The 15,819-nt window shown below is 68.6% G+C and carries 15 protein-coding genes; 10 read left to right on the top strand and 5 right to left on the bottom strand.

From position 1 onward, the window contains the following. Positions 1-82: 82 nt before the first annotated feature. The 3 genes from FFI87_RS14470 (at position 83) to FFI87_RS14460 (ending at position 3,723) form a co-directional block, all read left to right on the top strand. Positions 83-796 (top strand): FadR/GntR family transcriptional regulator, encoded by a 714-nt coding sequence (locus tag FFI87_RS14470; protein ID WP_011657917.1) that lies wholly within the window; start codon positions 83-85, stop codon positions 794-796. Positions 797-1,032: 236 nt separating this feature from the next. Further along, positions 1,033-2,655 carry a phospholipase D family protein gene (locus FFI87_RS14465; protein WP_138847159.1) on the top strand — a complete coding sequence of 541 codons (1,623 nt, stop codon included), beginning with the start codon at positions 1,033-1,035 and terminating at the stop codon, positions 2,653-2,655. A gap of 294 nt (positions 2,656-2,949) precedes the next feature. After that, on the top strand, positions 2,950-3,723 hold the full coding sequence (locus tag FFI87_RS14460) for a class II aldolase/adducin family protein (RefSeq protein WP_012364703.1): 774 nt from the start codon (positions 2,950-2,952) through the stop codon (positions 3,721-3,723). A 19-nt stretch (positions 3,724-3,742) separates the two neighbouring features. On the opposite strand, the gene FFI87_RS14455 is transcribed toward FFI87_RS14460, so the two are convergent. Next, entirely contained in the window at positions 3,743-4,744 is a 1,002-nt protein-coding gene (locus FFI87_RS14455) for a hypothetical protein (protein WP_138848454.1), read from the bottom strand. 413 nt (positions 4,745-5,157) lie between these two features. On the opposite strand from FFI87_RS14455, the gene FFI87_RS14450 reads away from it, so the two are divergent. Continuing rightward, the gene (locus FFI87_RS14450; protein WP_012364701.1) at positions 5,158-5,592 is read left to right on the top strand and encodes a CHRD domain-containing protein; all 435 of its coding nucleotides are present in this window, start codon (positions 5,158-5,160) and stop codon (positions 5,590-5,592) included. A 102-nt stretch (positions 5,593-5,694) separates the two neighbouring features. Further along, on the top strand, positions 5,695-6,657 hold the full coding sequence (locus FFI87_RS14445) for an alpha/beta hydrolase (RefSeq protein WP_138847160.1): 963 nt from the start codon (positions 5,695-5,697) through the stop codon (positions 6,655-6,657). Here the strand turns inward: FFI87_RS14445 and FFI87_RS14440 are convergent. After that, a complete protein-coding gene (locus FFI87_RS14440) occupies positions 6,627-7,469 on the bottom strand; it encodes an EcsC family protein (protein WP_012364699.1) in 843 nt (280 codons plus the stop codon). The genes FFI87_RS14445 and FFI87_RS14440 overlap by 31 nt on opposite strands. 107 nt (positions 7,470-7,576) lie before the next feature. Between FFI87_RS14440 and FFI87_RS14435 the strand changes: the two genes are divergently transcribed. Together FFI87_RS14435 and FFI87_RS14430 are read left to right on the top strand one after the other, a co-directional pair. After that, positions 7,577-9,172 (top strand): MDR family MFS transporter, encoded by a 1,596-nt coding sequence (locus FFI87_RS14435; protein ID WP_138847161.1) that lies wholly within the window; start codon positions 7,577-7,579, stop codon positions 9,170-9,172. A gap of 35 nt (positions 9,173-9,207) precedes the next feature. Continuing rightward, positions 9,208-9,654, top strand: coding sequence for a MarR family winged helix-turn-helix transcriptional regulator (locus FFI87_RS14430; protein WP_012364697.1), 447 nt, complete (start codon positions 9,208-9,210; stop codon positions 9,652-9,654). 144 nt (positions 9,655-9,798) lie between these two features. On the opposite strand, the gene FFI87_RS14425 is transcribed toward FFI87_RS14430, so the two are convergent. Beyond that, positions 9,799-10,380, bottom strand: a complete 582-nt coding sequence (locus FFI87_RS14425) for a DJ-1/PfpI family protein (RefSeq protein ID WP_006759688.1) — start codon at positions 10,378-10,380, stop codon at positions 9,799-9,801. Positions 10,381-10,543: 163 nt separating this feature from the next. Continuing rightward, entirely contained in the window at positions 10,544-11,824 is a 1,281-nt protein-coding gene (locus tag FFI87_RS14420) for an amino acid deaminase (RefSeq protein ID WP_138847162.1), read from the bottom strand. Between the two features lie 117 nt (positions 11,825-11,941). On the opposite strand from FFI87_RS14420, the gene FFI87_RS14415 reads away from it, so the two are divergent. The 3 genes from FFI87_RS14415 (at position 11,942) to FFI87_RS14405 (ending at position 14,870) form a co-directional block, all read left to right on the top strand. Beyond that, positions 11,942-12,877: a MurR/RpiR family transcriptional regulator gene (locus FFI87_RS14415; RefSeq protein ID WP_138847163.1), complete on the top strand. Its 936-nt coding sequence runs from the start codon at positions 11,942-11,944 to the stop codon at positions 12,875-12,877. A gap of 2 nt (positions 12,878-12,879) precedes the next feature. Continuing rightward, complete coding sequence (locus FFI87_RS14410; RefSeq protein WP_138847164.1) at positions 12,880-14,361, top strand: N-acyl-D-amino-acid deacylase family protein; 1,482 nt, start codon at positions 12,880-12,882, stop codon at positions 14,359-14,361. Between the two features lie 122 nt (positions 14,362-14,483). Then, positions 14,484-14,870 (top strand): RidA family protein, encoded by a 387-nt coding sequence (locus tag FFI87_RS14405; RefSeq protein WP_006751946.1) that lies wholly within the window; start codon positions 14,484-14,486, stop codon positions 14,868-14,870. Positions 14,871-14,987: 117 nt separating this feature from the next. On the opposite strand, the gene queF is transcribed toward FFI87_RS14405, so the two are convergent. Then, positions 14,988-15,812 (bottom strand): NADPH-dependent 7-cyano-7-deazaguanine reductase QueF, encoded by an 825-nt coding sequence (gene queF, locus FFI87_RS14400; RefSeq protein WP_138847165.1) that lies wholly within the window; start codon positions 15,810-15,812, stop codon positions 14,988-14,990. Between the last annotated feature and the right edge of the window lie 7 nt (positions 15,813-15,819).

Raw genomic sequence — 15,819 nt, 5'->3', positions numbered from 1 at the left:
CTGCATAATTCCCGCGACGGCGCCGAAGCTCAAATTGGTTGGGCCAATCGGCGCGACGGGATATTCGGATGGGGAGACGGCGATGGCGGCGATGACGGCACGGGGCCGGACCGAAGTAGTGATGCGCAAGATCGAGACGGCGCTGCTCGACGGCACGTGGCAGGCCGGCGCGCGGCTGCCGGCCGAGCGCGTGCTCGCGCAGCAGTACGGCGTCGCGCGCAATACGGTGCGCGAGGCGACCCAGCGGCTCGTCGCGCGCGGGCTGCTGCAGAGCCGGCGCGGCGCGGGCGTGTACGTGACGGACCAGTTGCGCGCGGGCATCGCGTCGCCGTGGGGCCAGCTGGTCGCCGACCACCCGGCGTTGCGCGACGACATTCTCGAATTCCGTCGCGTGCTCGAAGGCGCGACCGCGTATTTCGCCGCGCTGCGCGCCGACGCGAGCGACCGGCGCCGGATCCGCGCGCTGCTGCGCGAGCTCGAAACCGCGCACGCGAACGACGATGCGGCCGTCGAGGCGTCGGCCGATGCGAAGCTGCACGAGGCGATCGCGCTCGCGTCGCACAACACGATGTTCCTGCACCTGCACACGAGCGTGATCGGGATGCTGCGCGAGCACATCTCGATCAACGTCGCGGGGATGACGACGCATGAGCAGGCATCGGAGCTGTTGCTGCAGCAGCACCGGGTGGTGTGCGACGCGATCTGCGCGCAGCGGCCCGAGGAGGCGCGCACCGCGATGCAGACGCATATCGACTACGTGCGCAGCCACTTCGAGCGAAGCGGCGACGCGCCGTGAGATTGGTTGGACCATGGCCGCCTCAGGCCGTATGGCGGACGATCGCGAGCCGCAGGCCGCCGGGCCGGGGCGCGCGCCGCGGGCGACGCGCGTTTTGCTGCGGCGCGGCGCCACCCGCGCTGCGGCCGCGCGATTGACCGGTTCATCCGGCGCCCACTAGAATCGGCTGGAGCCGCCTGTCAGCCGCGCGCCGCGGCGATCGCGGACCCATTGATCCGCCTGTCGAGGAAGTTTCCGTGCTTACGTCTTTGATTCGGCGCGCACCGGCCTCGCTGTCGTGGCGCGCCGTGTGCCGCCCGGCCCGCGCGCTGATCGTCTGCGCGCTGCTGCCGCTCGTCGCCTGCGCGACGCACCCGCCCGCCACCTCGCTCGATCGCCCCGTGTCCCACGCGTTGTCTGCCGATACCGCGACCCCGCTGCGCGATGCGCTCGCCGCGCCGGAAGCCGCGCATCCGGGGCAGTCGGGCTTCCGCTTGCTGGCCGACGGCGCCACCGCGTTGCAGATGCGCATCGCGCTCGCGCGCGCGGCGACGAAGACGCTCGACATGCAGTACTACATCGCGACCGAGGATACGACCGGCAAGCTGCTGCTCGGCGCGGCGCTGTACGCGGCCGATCGCGGCGTGCGCGTGCGGATGCTGGTGGACGACCTGAACTTCGACGACATCGACCGCGTGATGGCCGCGCTGAATACGCATCAGAACATCGAGATCCGCGTGTTCAACCCGTTCGGCGCGTCGCAGCGCGGCATGGTCGAGCGCACGGCCAACTTCTTCACGCGGATCGACAGCTTCACGCGCCGGATGCACAACAAGGCGATGATCGCGGATAACCAGCTCGCGATCGTCGGCGGCCGCAATCTCGGCGACCAGTACTTCAGCGCGAGCCCGACGCTGCAGTTCCGCGATCTCGACGTGCTCGCGGCCGGCCCCGTGACGCACGACATCTCGAAGAGCTTCGACGACTATTGGGCGAGCGCGAGCAGCTATCCGCTGCGCGTGCTGAATCATCAGAAGTTCGATCCGAAGGATCTCGACGCGATGCGCGACGAGCTGCGGGAGCACTGGCGCAAGAACGCCGATCCGTACAACGCGAAGCCGCTGAACGCGACGCCGCTCGCGCAGCAGATCGCGCGCGACCAGCTCGAGCTCGTGTGGGCGCCGGCCGAATTCAAGGTCGATGCGCCGGACAAGATCGCGCGGCCGACCGACGCGTACGTGAGCCCGCCGATGCAGCGCCTGGGCGAGCTCACGCGCGGCGCGCGCAAGGAATTCCTCGCGTTCTCGCCGTACTTCGTGCCGCACGACGCCGGCGTGAAGATCCTTGGCGATACGACCGCGCGCGGCGTGCGCGTCGCGATCGTCACGAATTCGCTCGCCGCCACCGACGCGGTCGCGGTGCAGGCCGGCTATGCGCCTTATCGCATCCCGTTGCTGCAGCGCGGCGTCGAGCTGTACGAATTCAAGGCGCAGCCGGACCAGCAGCCTGCCCGCCTGTTCGGCTCGCGCTCGCGTGCGAGCCTGCATGCGAAGGCGTACGTGATCGACCGGCAAATCCTCGTGATCGGATCGCTGAACCTCGACCCGCGCTCCGCGCACCTCAACACCGAGCTCGCGCTCGTGATCCACAGCCCGGTGCTCGCGCAGCAGGCCGCGGCGATCTTCGCGCGCGTGACGCAGCCCGACGAAAGCTATCGCGTCACGCTCGCGAAGCAGACTGACGGCGGCCGGCCCGCGCTCGAATGGACCGGCGTCGACGGCGGTCAGCCGACCACGTATCACGTCGATCCGCATGCCGGGCTGATGCGCAACGTGATGACCGGCATCTTCATGTTGCTGCCGGTCGACGACCAGCTGTAAGGGCCGGAACGACTCAGGCCAAACCCGCGATTCCGGTGCGCGCGGAAAGGTGATATGGTTGTGCGCGCAACGATGTGCGCATCGTGACGGCGCCGGCGGACGGCTCGCGCAATGCGGGCCGGACCGGCGCCGAATGACGCCTGACGACGCCTGACGACGCCTGACGACGCCTGACGACGCCTGACGACGCCGAACCAGCCGCCACGCAGCCCACGCCGCGTGCGACGCCAGCAGGCGACCGACGATGCGCGCCGCCGCCCGCGCGGCCGCGCCCGTCCGCCACCGGAGTGCCCCATGCAACGTGTACCGAACCAGCCGTTCACGCGTCCCGCCCGTTTCTCCGAGGCCGAATGGCAGGCGCGCGTGCAGCTCGCGGCCGCCTACCGGATCTTCGACCATCTCGGCTGGACCGAGCTGATCTACAACCATATCTCGCTGCGCGTGCCGGGCGAGGACGGCCATTTCCTGATCAATCCGTTCGGGCTCCATTACCGCGAGGTATGCGCGTCGAACCTCGTGAAGATCGACATCGACGGCAACGTGATCGGCCATTCCGATTGGCCGATCAACCCGGCGGGCTTCACGTTCCACAGCGCGATCCATGCGGCGCTGCCCGACGCGCACTGCGTGATGCACGTGCATACGACGCCGACGATGGCCGTGTGCTGCTCGCGCGACGGGCTGTCGTTCTCGAACTTCTACTCGGCGCAGCTGTACGGGAAGATCGCGTATCACGATTTCGAGGGCATCACCGTGCATCTCGAGGAAGGGCGGCGCATCGTCGAGAGCGCCGGCGGGCGGCCCGTGTTGCTGCTGCGCAATCATGGGCCCGTGACGATCGGCGCGACGCTCGCGCAGACCTTCTCGCTGATGTGGCTGCTCAATCGCGCGTGCGAGGTGCAGGTCGCGACCCATGCGATCGGCGACGCGCTGCCGATCGCGCTGCCGGTGCTCGAGGGCTGCGTGCGCGATTCGCTGAATTTCGATCCGAAGCACGGCGCGGGGCAGGACGCGTTCGACGCATTGCAGCGCATCGTCGATCGTATCGATCCCGGCTATCGCGCGTGAGGCACGCGCCGCGCGCCGGCTAGAACCGGTAGCCGAGGCCGGCCTGGATCACGTCGGTGTCGCGGTCGTAGCGCGTGACCACGCGGTTCCACGTGACGCGCGTGAGCCAGCGGTCGGAGATCCGGTAGCTCGCCGAAATCGACACGATGCCGGAGAGCCGGCCGCCGCCCGCGTTCGGCTCGACTGCGCGATTGTGCTGATCGACCGTGACGTACGCACCAGCGCCGGCCGACAGCGTGACCTTGTCGTTCAGGAATGCGCGCGTGAGCCACAGCTCGGATGCGATGCCGTTGCGACGGACGCCCTGTTTCGCGCCTTCGTACAACCACGTCGCGGTCCAGTCGATCGAGCGGGTGAGACCACGCCGGTATTCGAGACTGCCGCCGAGCGTCGACGGCGACGAGCGGCTGTTGAGGATCGTCTCGCCGAGCATCGCGGTGACTTCGTTGTTCGTGACCTTGCGCGTGCGCGGCAGCGCGGTGTCGCGCGGGCCCGGCGTGTCGGGCGCATCGAGCTGGTAGCCCACGCCGAACATCACCGACGTCGTGGCCGGGCCGCTGAACACCTGCGCGCGATTGAGCTGCAGCTGCGTAATCCAGCGGTGCGACGTGTAATACGCGGCGCGCATGCTCATCAGCACGCCCCAGCCGTGCGTGTTCGAGTAGCCGCGGCCTTCGCCGGCCGGCACGGTGTCGAAGTAGCGATACGGGCCCACGCCGGCCGACAGCACGAAGCGGCGATTCTCGAGCGGCACGCGGCCCCAGAACTGCACGGCCTGGCCGTCGCGATGGTGATTCGGTATGTGACCCTCGTTGTACCAGGTGAAACCGAGCGCGGTATGCGCGCTCAAGCCTTCCTGATAGTCGAACGCCCACGCATACGAGCGGTCGCCGCCGCCCCACAGCGAGCCGGCGAACAGCGAGAATTCCTGCGCGTTGGCAGGTGCGCCGTAAAACGCGGCGATGGAGCAGAGGCTGGCCAGCAGCGGGCGGACACGGACGGGGCGGGTCGGGCAGGGCATCGGGAGACGGGCCGGCACGGTTCACTTTCCAGTCACGACAATACGGGGGGCATTGTCCCGCGCGGGCAGGGCCGGTGTCGACGCGGGTTTGCACAACAACCTGTTACGCATCGTGTGGTGCGCGGTGCGTCGTTGCGTCGTCGTGTCGGACGGTAGCCGTGCCGCGCCGGCAAAAAAAACGCGGCCGGATGGCCGCGTGAATACTCGCAGACTCCTTCGGACGAAGGAAACAAGCAACTGTGAAACGAAGTGTAGCGAAAGGCCGCGCGCGGATTCAGCGCTCCGGCTGGAAAGGTCTGTTCCAGATTCCGGCACGCGCCGACGCCGCATGGGGCTGCCGGATCGGCGGCGATCGACTACCATCATGTCACGCCCCCGTCCGGGTGGCGTACCACGTCGTTCAAGGAGGATTCATGCCGAAGCTGCGTTTGCTCCAGGTGGCGTTGTTCGCGGGCGTGCTGGCCGCCGGCGGTGCCGCTGCCGAAACGGTGCGCCTGTCCGCCAACCTGCAGCCGTCGAGCGAGGTGCCGCCCACCGCGACGAAGGGCTCCGGCGCCGTCGACGCCACCTACGACACGGCCACCCACATGCTGCACTGGACGGCGACGTACGAACACCTCACCGGGCCGGCGACCGCCGCGCACTTCCACGGGCCCGCGCCGGTCGGCCAGAACGCCGGCGTGCAGGTGCCGGTCCCGAAGGACGAGCTGGCGAGCCCGATGAAGGGTGCGAAGGAGCTCACCGACGCGCAGGTGACCGACCTGATGAGCGGCAAGTGGTACTTCAACGTGCACACGAAGGAGCATCCGTCCGGCGAGATCCGCGGCCAGATGATGCCGGCGAACTGAGCCGGCCGGCCGGGCGCCGGCGTTTGATATAGAGGCTCCCGTCGAGCGGCGCGGCGGCGATCGCACGTACCATCGTGACCCTGCGATGACGGAGTGTGTTCGATGAGTTGGCAAAGCAAGTTCGCGTGCTGGCTGCTGCGCTGGCAGTTTCGTCCCGAGACGACGCGCCCGGTGCTCGATCCTGCCCGCGCGCGGCGCTTCACCGACCTGAGAATGATCGTGCCGCGTCGCGCGCCGTCGGGCTACCGGCTGCGCGAGTGCTACGGCCCTGGCGACGCGCCGCTGCGCGGCGAATGGCTCGAACGCACCGACGCGGTCGCTACTCGCGGGCCCGGCCGCACGCTGCTGTACTTCCACGGCGGCGGCTACTACTTCTGTTCGACGAAAACCCATCGACCGCTCGTGTTCGGCCTCACGAAGCGCGCGGGCGTGCGCGCGTTCTCGCTCGACTACCGGCTCGCTCCCGAAAACCGCTTTCCGGCCGCGCTCGACGACGCGCTGGCCGCCTACCGGCAATTGCTCGCGCTCGGCACGCCGCCCGAATCGATCGTGTTCGGCGGCGATTCGGCGGGCGGCGGCCTCGCGCTCGCGACGCTCGTTGCGCTGCGCGACCGCGGCGAACCCTTGCCGGCCGGCGCGATCCTGTTCTCGCCGTGGACCGACCTGGCCGGCACGGGCGGCACGATGCGCAGCAACGACGGCCCCGACCCGATGTTCGCGGGCGCGGCGCTGCCGAAGGCGGCGAAGCTGTATCTGGGGGATGCGTCGGCCACGCATCCGTACGCGTCGCCGTTCTATGCGGATTTCACCGGGTTGCCGCCGCTCTTTATCCAGGTCGGCAGCACCGAGGTGCTGCTCGACGATTCGCGCCGCGTCGCCGACAAGGCGAAGGCCGCCGGCGTGCCGGTGGAGCTCGAGGTGTGGCCCGACATGCCGCACGTGTGGCAGCTGTACGCGCCGATGGTGCCCGAGTCGCGCGACGCGCTCGACCGGGCGGCCGCGTTCCTGCGCCGCGTTGCGATCGAGCGGGCGGTTCAGCGCGTCGGCGAGCCGTCGATCGCGTGATACGCGGCTTTCACGGCCACCGAGCCGTACTTGCGCTCGAGCCGGCGCACGGTGAAGTGGCCGTGCGCCATCTGCTGGAAGTGGTCGATGAACAGCGTGTTGACGGTCGCGCCGAGCACCGCGCCGATCGCCGGGATCGACTTCGCGGCCATCTGCTCGGTGACCTGCACCGAGAAGCGTGACGCGACCGTCTGCACCAGCTTGAACACGGCCGCCGAGCTGTGCGCGGCGATCCCTTTCGTCGTGATGTCCGACGACGCCTTCGAAATCGCCTGCGCGAGCGCGCCGCGCAGCACGAAATAGCCGAGATCGGCGTCCTCTTCGTCCTTGTCCGGGTTGCCGCCCATGCCGAGCACGGCCAGGCACTGCAGCTGCGTATCCACCGAGCCCAGGTCCTCGCCCTCGCTGCGCGCGATGTCGCACACCGAGCGGAAGATCAGCGTGGTCGTCACCGGCAGCTCCACCGGCAGCGCGAGGAAGCCGAATGCGCCGCCGGCGGCGCCGGTCGTCGCGACCGCGAGCTTGTGCAGCAGGTTGCTCGGCTTGTCCGGCTCGGCATCGGGCGTCTGCGGCTTGCCGAGCGTGCGCAGCGCGATGTTCAGGCACTTGCGCAGCGCGAGCTGCGTCGCGTCGTTGATCTTGCCGGTCGCGAAGTCCGGCAGCCGCGCGATCATTTTCTCGACCGGCGCGCCCAGCATGCCCGTCAGCTTCATCGTCAGCGACGGGCTTTCCAGCACCTGCTTCGCGCGCCGCAGCGCGTCCTGATCCTCCGGCGACAGCGTCGCGGCAGGCGTGATTGAAATCGGTTCCATCTTTCTCCTTGGCGGCCGGGGCCGGGTGAACCGTCGCCATCCTAGATTACTCCGGCGTGCTAGAATTTTAAGATTGTTTGACTCGTCAAAAGTTGCATCAACAAAAAATGGCCGTCCATACTGCCGCCCACCATTCGAGCGGGCAAGTCCTGCCGTTCCGCGAATCGCTGCTGGCGATGATCGGGATCTCGTTCGTCACCATGCTCGTCGCGCTCGACCAGACGGTCGTCGGCACCGCGTTGCCGACCATCGTCGCCGAACTCAGGGGCTTCGACCTGTACGCGTGGGTGGCGACCTCGTACCTGCTCAGTTCCGTCATCACCGTGCCGATCTTCGGCCGCCTCGGCGACTATTACGGCCGAAAGCCGTTCGTCATCGCGTCGATCGTCGTGTTCACCGGCGCATCGGTGCTATGCGGAATGGCGAACGACATGCTGTACCTGGTGCTCGCGCGCGGGCTGCAGGGGATCGGCGGCGGGATGCTGGTCGGCACCGCGTTCGCGTGCATTCCCGACCTGTTCCCCGATTCCGTCGTGCGGCTGCGCTGGCAGGTGCTGATGAGTTCCGCGTTCGGCATCGCGAACGCGGTCGGGCCGTCGCTCGGCGGGATCCTGACGCAGTCGTTCGGCTGGCGCTCGGTGTTCTACGTGAACCTGCCGGTCGGCCTGCTTTCGCTGTTCTTCGTGTGGCGCTACCTGCCGCACCTGCGGCATGTCGAGCACGACCGCAAGATGCGCCTCGACTGGCCGGGCGCGCTGCTGATCGCGCTGTCGCTCGGCGCGCTGCAGTTGTTCGTCGAATGGCTGCCGAAGTACGGCGTCACGAGCTGGGCGTCGCTGCTGCTGTTCGTCGCGGTCGGCGCCGGTATCGGGCTGTGGCATTGGGAAAAGCGCTGCGCGCAGCCGATCCTGCCGTTCGACATGTTCGGCAACCGCGCGCTGTCCGCGCTGTTCGTGCTCGCGATCCTCGCCGGCTTCTCGATGTTCTCGCTGCTGTTCTACGCGCCGCTGCTGTTCCAGGGCGGCTTCGGGATGTCGCCGAAGGAGGCGGGGCTCGTGATCACGCCGCTCGTCGTGTTCATCACGATCGGCAGCATCATGAACGGCCGCGTCATCACGCGCATCCGCCATCCGAACGCGATGCTGCAGGTCGGTTTCGTGCTGTTCGCGATCGCGTGCGCGGGCATCGTCGTGTCGACCCACGCGACGCCGACCTGGATGCTGATGGCGCTGATGGTCGCCGGCGGCATCGGTCTCGGTTTCGTGCTGCCCAACCTTACCGTGTTCGCGCAGCAGACGGCCGGCCGCGAGCACCTTGGCATCGCGACCGCGCTGCTGCAGTCGCTGCGGATGGTCGGCGGGATGCTCGGCACGGCGCTGACGGGCACGCTCGTCAACCAGATGTATTCGAGCGGCGTGCGCGATGCGCTGTCGGGCGACCACGCGCTGCAATGGCATGCGCGGCTCGCCGATCCGCAGATCCTGATCGACCGCGCCGCGCAAGGCGGTCTCGTCGCGGAGCTGACCCGCGCCGGGCATAATGGCGCGCTGCTGCTGGAAGCGGCCCGCGAATCGCTGGTTGGCGCGATTCACCTGGGTGTCGCGATGGCGGCCGTCGTCGCCGTGGTGTCGGTGTGGCAGTGCCGCCGCGTGCCGCCGATCGCGCTGCGGCGCAAGATCGAGCCGCATGTCGCGGCCGATTGACCGATTCAACGATTCACCGGACACGAATTCACCGCATGGAAGAACAGGACCGCGTCGCGATCTTGCAGCAATTCGGACGCACGTATCGCGCGTTCATGACCGCGTTCGAAACGAACGTCGGGCAGCCGATGCCGCGCTGGCGGATCATGGTCGCGCTGCACACGATGGACGGGCATGCGTCGCAGAAGAAGCTCGTCGAAGTGCTGCGCATCGATCCGGGCGCGCTCACGCGCCAGCTGAAATCGCTCGACGCGCTCGGCTGGATCGAGCGCGCGTCCGATGCGCGCGACAACCGCGTGACCAACGTCACGCTGACCCACGCCGGCCGCGCCGCGTTCGACGCGTGCCTGCCGCGCCGCAAGGCGTTCCTCGAACAGACGATGGCGCAACTGCCGGACGACGTGCTGAATGCGCTGTCGGGCGCGCTGGCGATGCTGGAGGCGCGGATCGCGGATGTCGGCTCGACGCCGGCATCGCATTGAAGAGCAGGGCGGCAAGCGGCGCGACGGCGCGCACACGGCGTTCGGTTGCGGCCGGCGCGGCACCTGGGGCGGGGTGGGCGAGGCGCACCGGGCGCACGAACTCGCCGCCGCCCGGCGTTTCACTTCACCTCATTTCAACTGCATTTACAACTCGATGCGCGTGCCGAGCAGCACGAGGAACTGCGCGAGCCAGGCCGGATGCGCGGGCCACGCGGGTGCGGTAACGAACGGCGCGTCGGTCACGGCCGCATCGACCGGGATGTCCGCGTATTCGCCGCCGGCGAGCTTTACTTCGGGCGCGCAGGCCGGGTAGGCCGAGATGCGCTTGCCGCGGATCACGTCGGCGGCCGCGAGCAGCTGCGCCGCATGGCAGATCGCCGCGATCGGCTTGCCGGCTTCCGCGAACGCGCGCACCAGCGCGATCACCTTCGAATCCAGGCGCAGGTACTCGGGCGCGCGGCCGCCCGCGATCGCGAGCGCGTCGTAGCCCGACGCATCGACGTCGTCGAACGTCGCGTTCAGCGTGAACAGGTGGCCGGGCTTTTCGGTGTAGGTCTGGTCGCCCTCGAAATCGTGAATCGCGGTCTTGATCTTGTCGCCCGCGCGCTTGCCCGGGCAGACTGCATCGACGTGATGGCCGACGGCCTGCAGCGCCTGGAACGGCACCATCGTTTCGTAGTCTTCGGCGAAATCGCCGGTCAGGAACAGGATCTTCTTCGCGGCCATGGCTTTCTCCATTGAACAGCATTGAGGGCCGTTCGCGCCGCGCGCGGCAGACAGGCGCTACGGCGGCGAAGCGGCCCCGAGGACGAAAGCGCAGTGTACTCCGGCAGATTGAAGCGCGCGTGACGGCCGCCCCGCGCGGCGGCGGGGCGGCATGCGCGGGGCGTCAGAAGAAGGTTTCGACGACTTCCGTCACGCGGAATTGCGGATCGAGGACGAGCAGCTGGCGCCACTTGTCGAACGTCAGGCACGGATGCGAAATGTCGAACGCGACCATGTCGCCGACCTTCACGTCCGCGCCCGGCGGGATCTGCAGGTACGCGTGCTGGTCCATCATCCCGGTGACCGCCCATCCTTCGCTCGCGGCGATGTCGCGCGGCGCGCTGTCGCGACCCGGGCGGAAGTGGCGCGCCGGCTCGGGCAGGCCCGCGTCGAACGCCGCATCGCGCTTGCCGAGCGCGATGATCGCGCGATCCTGCTCCGGCACCGACTGCACGTACGCCCACAGCTGCAGTGCCGGCAGCAGCCCTTCACCCATCCTGCGGGCGATCGGATTGCGCGCGAACACGTCGGTCTGCGCTTTCTTGTAGATGCCGACGTCGTGCGTCAGGTAGCAGCCCGGACGCAGCACGATTTCCGCGAAACCGGCGTCGGACGCCTTCGCGAATTCCTCCGCGACCACGTCGTACCATGCCGAGCCGGCGCCCGACAGGATCGCCGGCGTGCGCGCGAAACGGCCGGCTTCGGCCAGTTCGCGCGTGAGCGCGACCGCGTCCTGCAGGAACGCGCGGATCTCGCCTTCCTCCTTCAGCACGCCTTCGTAGAGTTCGATGCCGGCCAGCTTCAGCGTGTCCGGATAGCGCGCGATCGCGTCGAGCACGGCCTTGCGCTGCGCGGCATCGCGCACGCCCGCGCGGCCGCCCGGCACGCCGAGCTCGAGCAGCACGTTCAGCGTCTTCTTCGCGTCGCCGAAGAAGCGGCCGAGCTGGTCGACGCTGTCGGCCGAATCGACGAGGCAGAAGAATTCGAAGTCGGGGTCGGACAGCAGCTCCGCGATGATCGTCATGTTCTGGCGGCCGACCAGCTGATTCGCCAGCAGCACGCGCCGCACGCCGCCGTGATACGCGGCCTGCGTCTGGTGCGCGGTCGCGAGCGTGATGCCCCATGCGCCGGCGGCGAGCTGGCGGCGGAACAGTTGCGGCGCCATCGTCGTCTTGCCGTGCGGCGCGAACTGGGCGCCGTACTGCTGGACGAACGCCTGCATCCAGTTCAGATTGTGTTCGATGCGATCCGCGTACAGCACCGCGGCCGGCAGGCTGACGTCTTCCGCGAGCAGGTTCCACTCGAGGCGGGTTGCGTCGCCGAGCGGCACGCTCGCGCTCGGCAGATTGCCGAGCCCCTTGCCCAACGGATTGATTGTCGGTTCCTGATAGTTTGTAACTTTCATGTCATCCCGCTCCATCATCACTATACATTGCACTGAAGTTGACATGCCGATGGTACAGAAAGTAGCATCGGCGCGGTGATGTTATTTAGTAACATAAAGCGCCCACCCTTTCAGCAGATGAATTCGCGAACCACCCCGTCAACGCCGTTCGCCGCCGACCCCACGGCTGCGGTCGCCCCGCCGCTTCTCGATATCGTCGCGCGCATCGCCGAATGCGCGCCCGAGCTGCGCGAAGCCGAACGCAAGGTCGCGGCATACATCCTCGCCGATCTCGCGCGCGCCGCGCATGCGAGCATCGGCGCGCTGGCGCGCGACGCGGGGGTCAGCGTCGCGACGGTCACGCGTTTCGCGAAGGCCGTCGGCTGCCGCGACGTGCGCGAGCTGAAGGTGCTCGTCGCGCAGGCCGCGGCCGTCGGCCAGCGCTTCCTCGTGCCGTCCGACGCGCATCCCGACGAAGACGCGAGCCCGGCATCGGTCGTCTACGACGAGATCCGCGTGGCGCTCGCGCACAACCACCAGCTGCTGCGCAACACGTCGTTCGACGCGGCGGCCGACCTGCTGGCCGGCGCGAAGATGGTCTACGTGTACGGGCAGGGCGGCGGTTCGACCGCGCTCGCCGACGAGCTGCGCTTCAGGCTCGTGCGCTTCGGCCGGCCGGTCGCGAGCTACCAGGACAGCCTGCTGCAGCGCATGGTGGCCGCGACGCTGTCGCGCGACGCCGTGGTCGTCGCGCTGTCGGTGAGCGGGCGCGTGCCCGAGCTGCTCGAGAGCTGCCGCCTCGCGAAGCGTTACGGCGCGACGCTGATCGCGATCACCGCGCCGGCTTCGCCGCTCGCGAAGCTTGCCGACCACCTGATCCCGGTCGTCGCGTTCGAAACCGATTTCATTTACAAGCCTTCGACATCGCGCTACGCGATGATGATGGCGATAGACGTGCTCGTCACCGGAGTCGCGCTGCGGCTCGGCGATGCGGGCCGAGAATCGCTGCGCCGCATCAAGCATGCGCTCGATGCGCACCGCGGCGGCGGAGACCGTCAACCGGTAGGAGACTGACCATGCATTCGCATCCCGAAGCCGCCGATACGCTGATCGTCGGTGCGCAGCTGTACGACGGCACCGGCGCGCCGCCCGTCACGCGCGACGTCGCGATCCGCAACGGCGTGATCGCGGCCATCGGCAACCTGTCGAACTGGCTCGCCGAAACCGTCGTCGATGCGAACGGCCGCGCGCTCGCGCCGGGCTTCGTCGACGTGCACACGCACGACGACACGCACGTGATCCGCGCGCCGGAGATGCTGCCGAAGATCTCGCAGGGCGTGACGACCGTGATCGTCGGCAACTGCGGGATCAGCGCGTCGCCGGTGATGCTCGCCGGCGATCCGCCCGATCCGATGAACCTGCTCGGCGATCGCGACGCGTTCCGCTACCCGACCTTCGCCGCCTATGTCGCGGCCGTGAACGATGCGCGTCCGGCCGTCAACGTCGCGGCGCTCGTCGGGCACACCGCGCTGCGCAACAACCAGATGGACCGCCTCGACCGCGCGGCGACCGACGGCGAAATCGCCGGGATGCGCACGCAGCTCGAGGAGGCGCTCGCGAACGGCGCGCTCGGGCTGTCGTCGGGCCTGGCCTACGGCTCCGCGTTCGCGGCGCCGGCCGAGGAAGTGATGGCGCTCGCCGAGCCGCTCGCGAATGCGGGCGCGCTGTACACGACGCACATGCGGACCGAATTCGACGCGATCCTCGACGCGATGGACGAGGCGTATCGCGTCGGCCGTCACGCGCAGGTGCCGGTCGTGATCTCGCACCTGAAGTGCGCGGGCCCGTCGAACTGGGGGCGCAGCACCGAGGTGCTCGCGTCGCTCGAAGGCGCGCGCCGCTACCAGCCGGTCGGCTGCGACTGCTATCCGTACAGCCGCAGCTCGTCGACGCTCGACCTGAAGCAGGTGACGGGCGACATCGACATCACGATCACGTGGTCGGAGCCGCATCCGGAAGTCGCCGGCAAGCTGCTGAAGGCGATCGCGGCCGACTGGGGCGTGACCGAGCAGGAGGCCGCGCAGCGGATCCGCCCGGCCGGCGCCGTGTACCACAACATGTCCGAGGACGACGTGCGCCGGATCCTGTCGCACCCGGCGACGATGGTCGGCTCGGACGGCCTGCCGAACGATCCGCTGCCGCACCCGCGGCTGTGGGGCGCGTTCCCGCGCGTGCTCGGTCATTACGTGCGCGACACGAACCTGCTGCCGCTCGAGGAAGCGATCCGCAAGATGACGTCGCTGTCCGCGCGCCGCTACGGGATCGCGCGGCGCGGCGAAGTGCAGGTCGGCTACCACGCGGATCTCGTGCTGTTCGATCCGGCGCGCGTGATCGATGCCGCGACGTTCGACAAGCCGCAGCAACCCGCGCACGGGATCGACGCCGTGTGGGTGAACGGCGTGCTGACCTATGAGAACGGCCAGCCGACCGGCGAGCGCGCCGGCGGTTTCGTCGCACGCGGCGAGCGCGTGCCGGCGAGTGCCGACGCCGCGTTCTGAGCGCGGTCTCCAACCGATTTGCCGCGTGCGCCATGTCGGCGCGCGCATCCGCAACCGTGCGTTGCATGGGCTGGCGCGGGCGCTGACGTGCCGATGCCGGTCGACAAACCAGGAGTGAAACGATGAAGCGATATGGCGTGGGCGAAGCGAAGGGTACCGGCGGCCAGGTGATGCCGTTTGCACGCGCGGTCGAGGCCGACGGCTGGCTGTACGTGTCGGGCCAGACGCCGATGGTGAACGGCGAAGTCGTCGAAGGCGGGATCGTCACGCAGTCGAAGCAGACGATCGAGAACGTGATCGCGATCCTGAAGGAAGCCGGCTACGGCCTCGAGCACGTCGTGCGCTGCGGCGTGTGGCTCGACGACGCGCGCGATTTCGCGTCGTTCAACAAGGTGTTCGTGTCGTACTTCGGCGAGCATCCGCCGGCGCGTGCGTGCGTGCAGTCGAGCATGGTCATCGACTGCAAGGTCGAGGTCGATTGCATTGCTTACAAGGCGCCGGCGAAGTAACGCGCGCTTCCCGTGCACAGCAAAACAGCCCCGTCGGCGCGAGCCGGCGGGGCTGTTTCGTTACGGGCTCGTGATTGCCGGTGGCTGCGGCTCGCGGCGATTGCCCGCCAGGCGCCGTTACTGCCGCGCAGTCCGCGCGTTATCCGGCATCGGCTGGTTGTAATTCGTGCGGAACGGGTTGATATCCAGCCCGCCGCGGCGCGTATAGCGCGCATACACCGCCAGCTTCAACGGTTTGCACGCATGCAGGATGTCGAGAAAGATGCGCTCGACGCACTGCTCGTGAAAGCCCGTGTGATTGCGGAACGAAATGATGTAGCGCAGCAGGCCCGCATGGTCGATCTGCGGCCCCACGTAGTGGATCTGCACGCTGCCCCAGTCGGGCTGGCCGGTGACCGGGCAGTTCGAGCGCAGCAGGTCGGACACGAGCGTCTCCTCGACCGGCGCTTCTTCCTGCGCGGCCGACAGCAGCGACGGATCCGGTTCGTATACGTCGGTGTCGAGGTCGAGCCGGTCGAGCGACAGCCCGTCGAGCTCTTCCATCTGGAGCTTGCCGAAATCGTGCGGCGACACGAGCTGCACCGACACGCTCGCGCCGCACGCGGCCGACACGTCGCGCTTCAACGTGTCGCGCACCGCGTCGAGCGAGTCGAACTTCGATTGGGCGAACGAGCCGAGATACAGCTTGAACGACTTCGATTCGACGATGTTCGGCGATTCGGCCGGCACGTAGAACGTCGCGACCGCGAGCTGCGGCTTGCCGCGCGCGTTGAGCCACGACAGTTCGTACGCGTTCCAGATGTCGGTGCCGAAGAACGGCAGCGCCGACGTGATGCCGAGCTGCTCGCGCGCGCCGGCGCGCGGGATCGGGAACAGCAGCGACGCGTCGTACTGGGCGGCATAGGCGGTGGCCTTGCCGAGCGGGGAGTGTTCGGGATTCATTGCACGA

The organism is Burkholderia sp. KBS0801, from assembly GCF_005937855.2.
Taxonomy (GTDB): domain Bacteria; phylum Pseudomonadota; class Gammaproteobacteria; order Burkholderiales; family Burkholderiaceae; genus Burkholderia; species Burkholderia ambifaria.
The sequence above is the reverse complement of the archived record's forward strand: the minus strand, read 5'-3'. Positions and strand labels throughout refer to the sequence as shown.

Coding starts and splice junctions, on each gene's coding strand:
- FFI87_RS14470 (WP_011657917.1), top strand. CDS start 83: ATGGCGGCGATGACGGCACGGGGCCGGACCGAAGTAGTGATGCGCAAG.
- FFI87_RS14460 (WP_012364703.1), top strand. CDS start 2,950: ATGCAACGTGTACCGAACCAGCCGTTCACGCGTCCCGCCCGTTTCTCC.
- FFI87_RS14455 (WP_138848454.1), bottom strand. CDS start 4,744: ATGCCCTGCCCGACCCGCCCCGTCCGTGTCCGCCCGCTGCTGGCCAGC.
- FFI87_RS14450 (WP_012364701.1), top strand. CDS start 5,158: ATGCCGAAGCTGCGTTTGCTCCAGGTGGCGTTGTTCGCGGGCGTGCTG.
- FFI87_RS14445 (WP_138847160.1), top strand. CDS start 5,695: ATGAGTTGGCAAAGCAAGTTCGCGTGCTGGCTGCTGCGCTGGCAGTTT.
- FFI87_RS14440 (WP_012364699.1), bottom strand. CDS start 7,469: ATGGAACCGATTTCAATCACGCCTGCCGCGACGCTGTCGCCGGAGGAT.
- FFI87_RS14435 (WP_138847161.1), top strand. CDS start 7,577: ATGGCCGTCCATACTGCCGCCCACCATTCGAGCGGGCAAGTCCTGCCG.
- FFI87_RS14430 (WP_012364697.1), top strand. CDS start 9,208: ATGGAAGAACAGGACCGCGTCGCGATCTTGCAGCAATTCGGACGCACG.
- FFI87_RS14425 (WP_006759688.1), bottom strand. CDS start 10,380: ATGGCCGCGAAGAAGATCCTGTTCCTGACCGGCGATTTCGCCGAAGAC.
- FFI87_RS14420 (WP_138847162.1), bottom strand. CDS start 11,824: ATGAAAGTTACAAACTATCAGGAACCGACAATCAATCCGTTGGGCAAG.
- FFI87_RS14415 (WP_138847163.1), top strand. CDS start 11,942: ATGAATTCGCGAACCACCCCGTCAACGCCGTTCGCCGCCGACCCCACG.
- FFI87_RS14410 (WP_138847164.1), top strand. CDS start 12,880: ATGCATTCGCATCCCGAAGCCGCCGATACGCTGATCGTCGGTGCGCAG.
- FFI87_RS14405 (WP_006751946.1), top strand. CDS start 14,484: ATGAAGCGATATGGCGTGGGCGAAGCGAAGGGTACCGGCGGCCAGGTG.
- queF (WP_138847165.1), bottom strand. CDS start 15,812: ATGAATCCCGAACACTCCCCGCTCGGCAAGGCCACCGCCTATGCCGCC.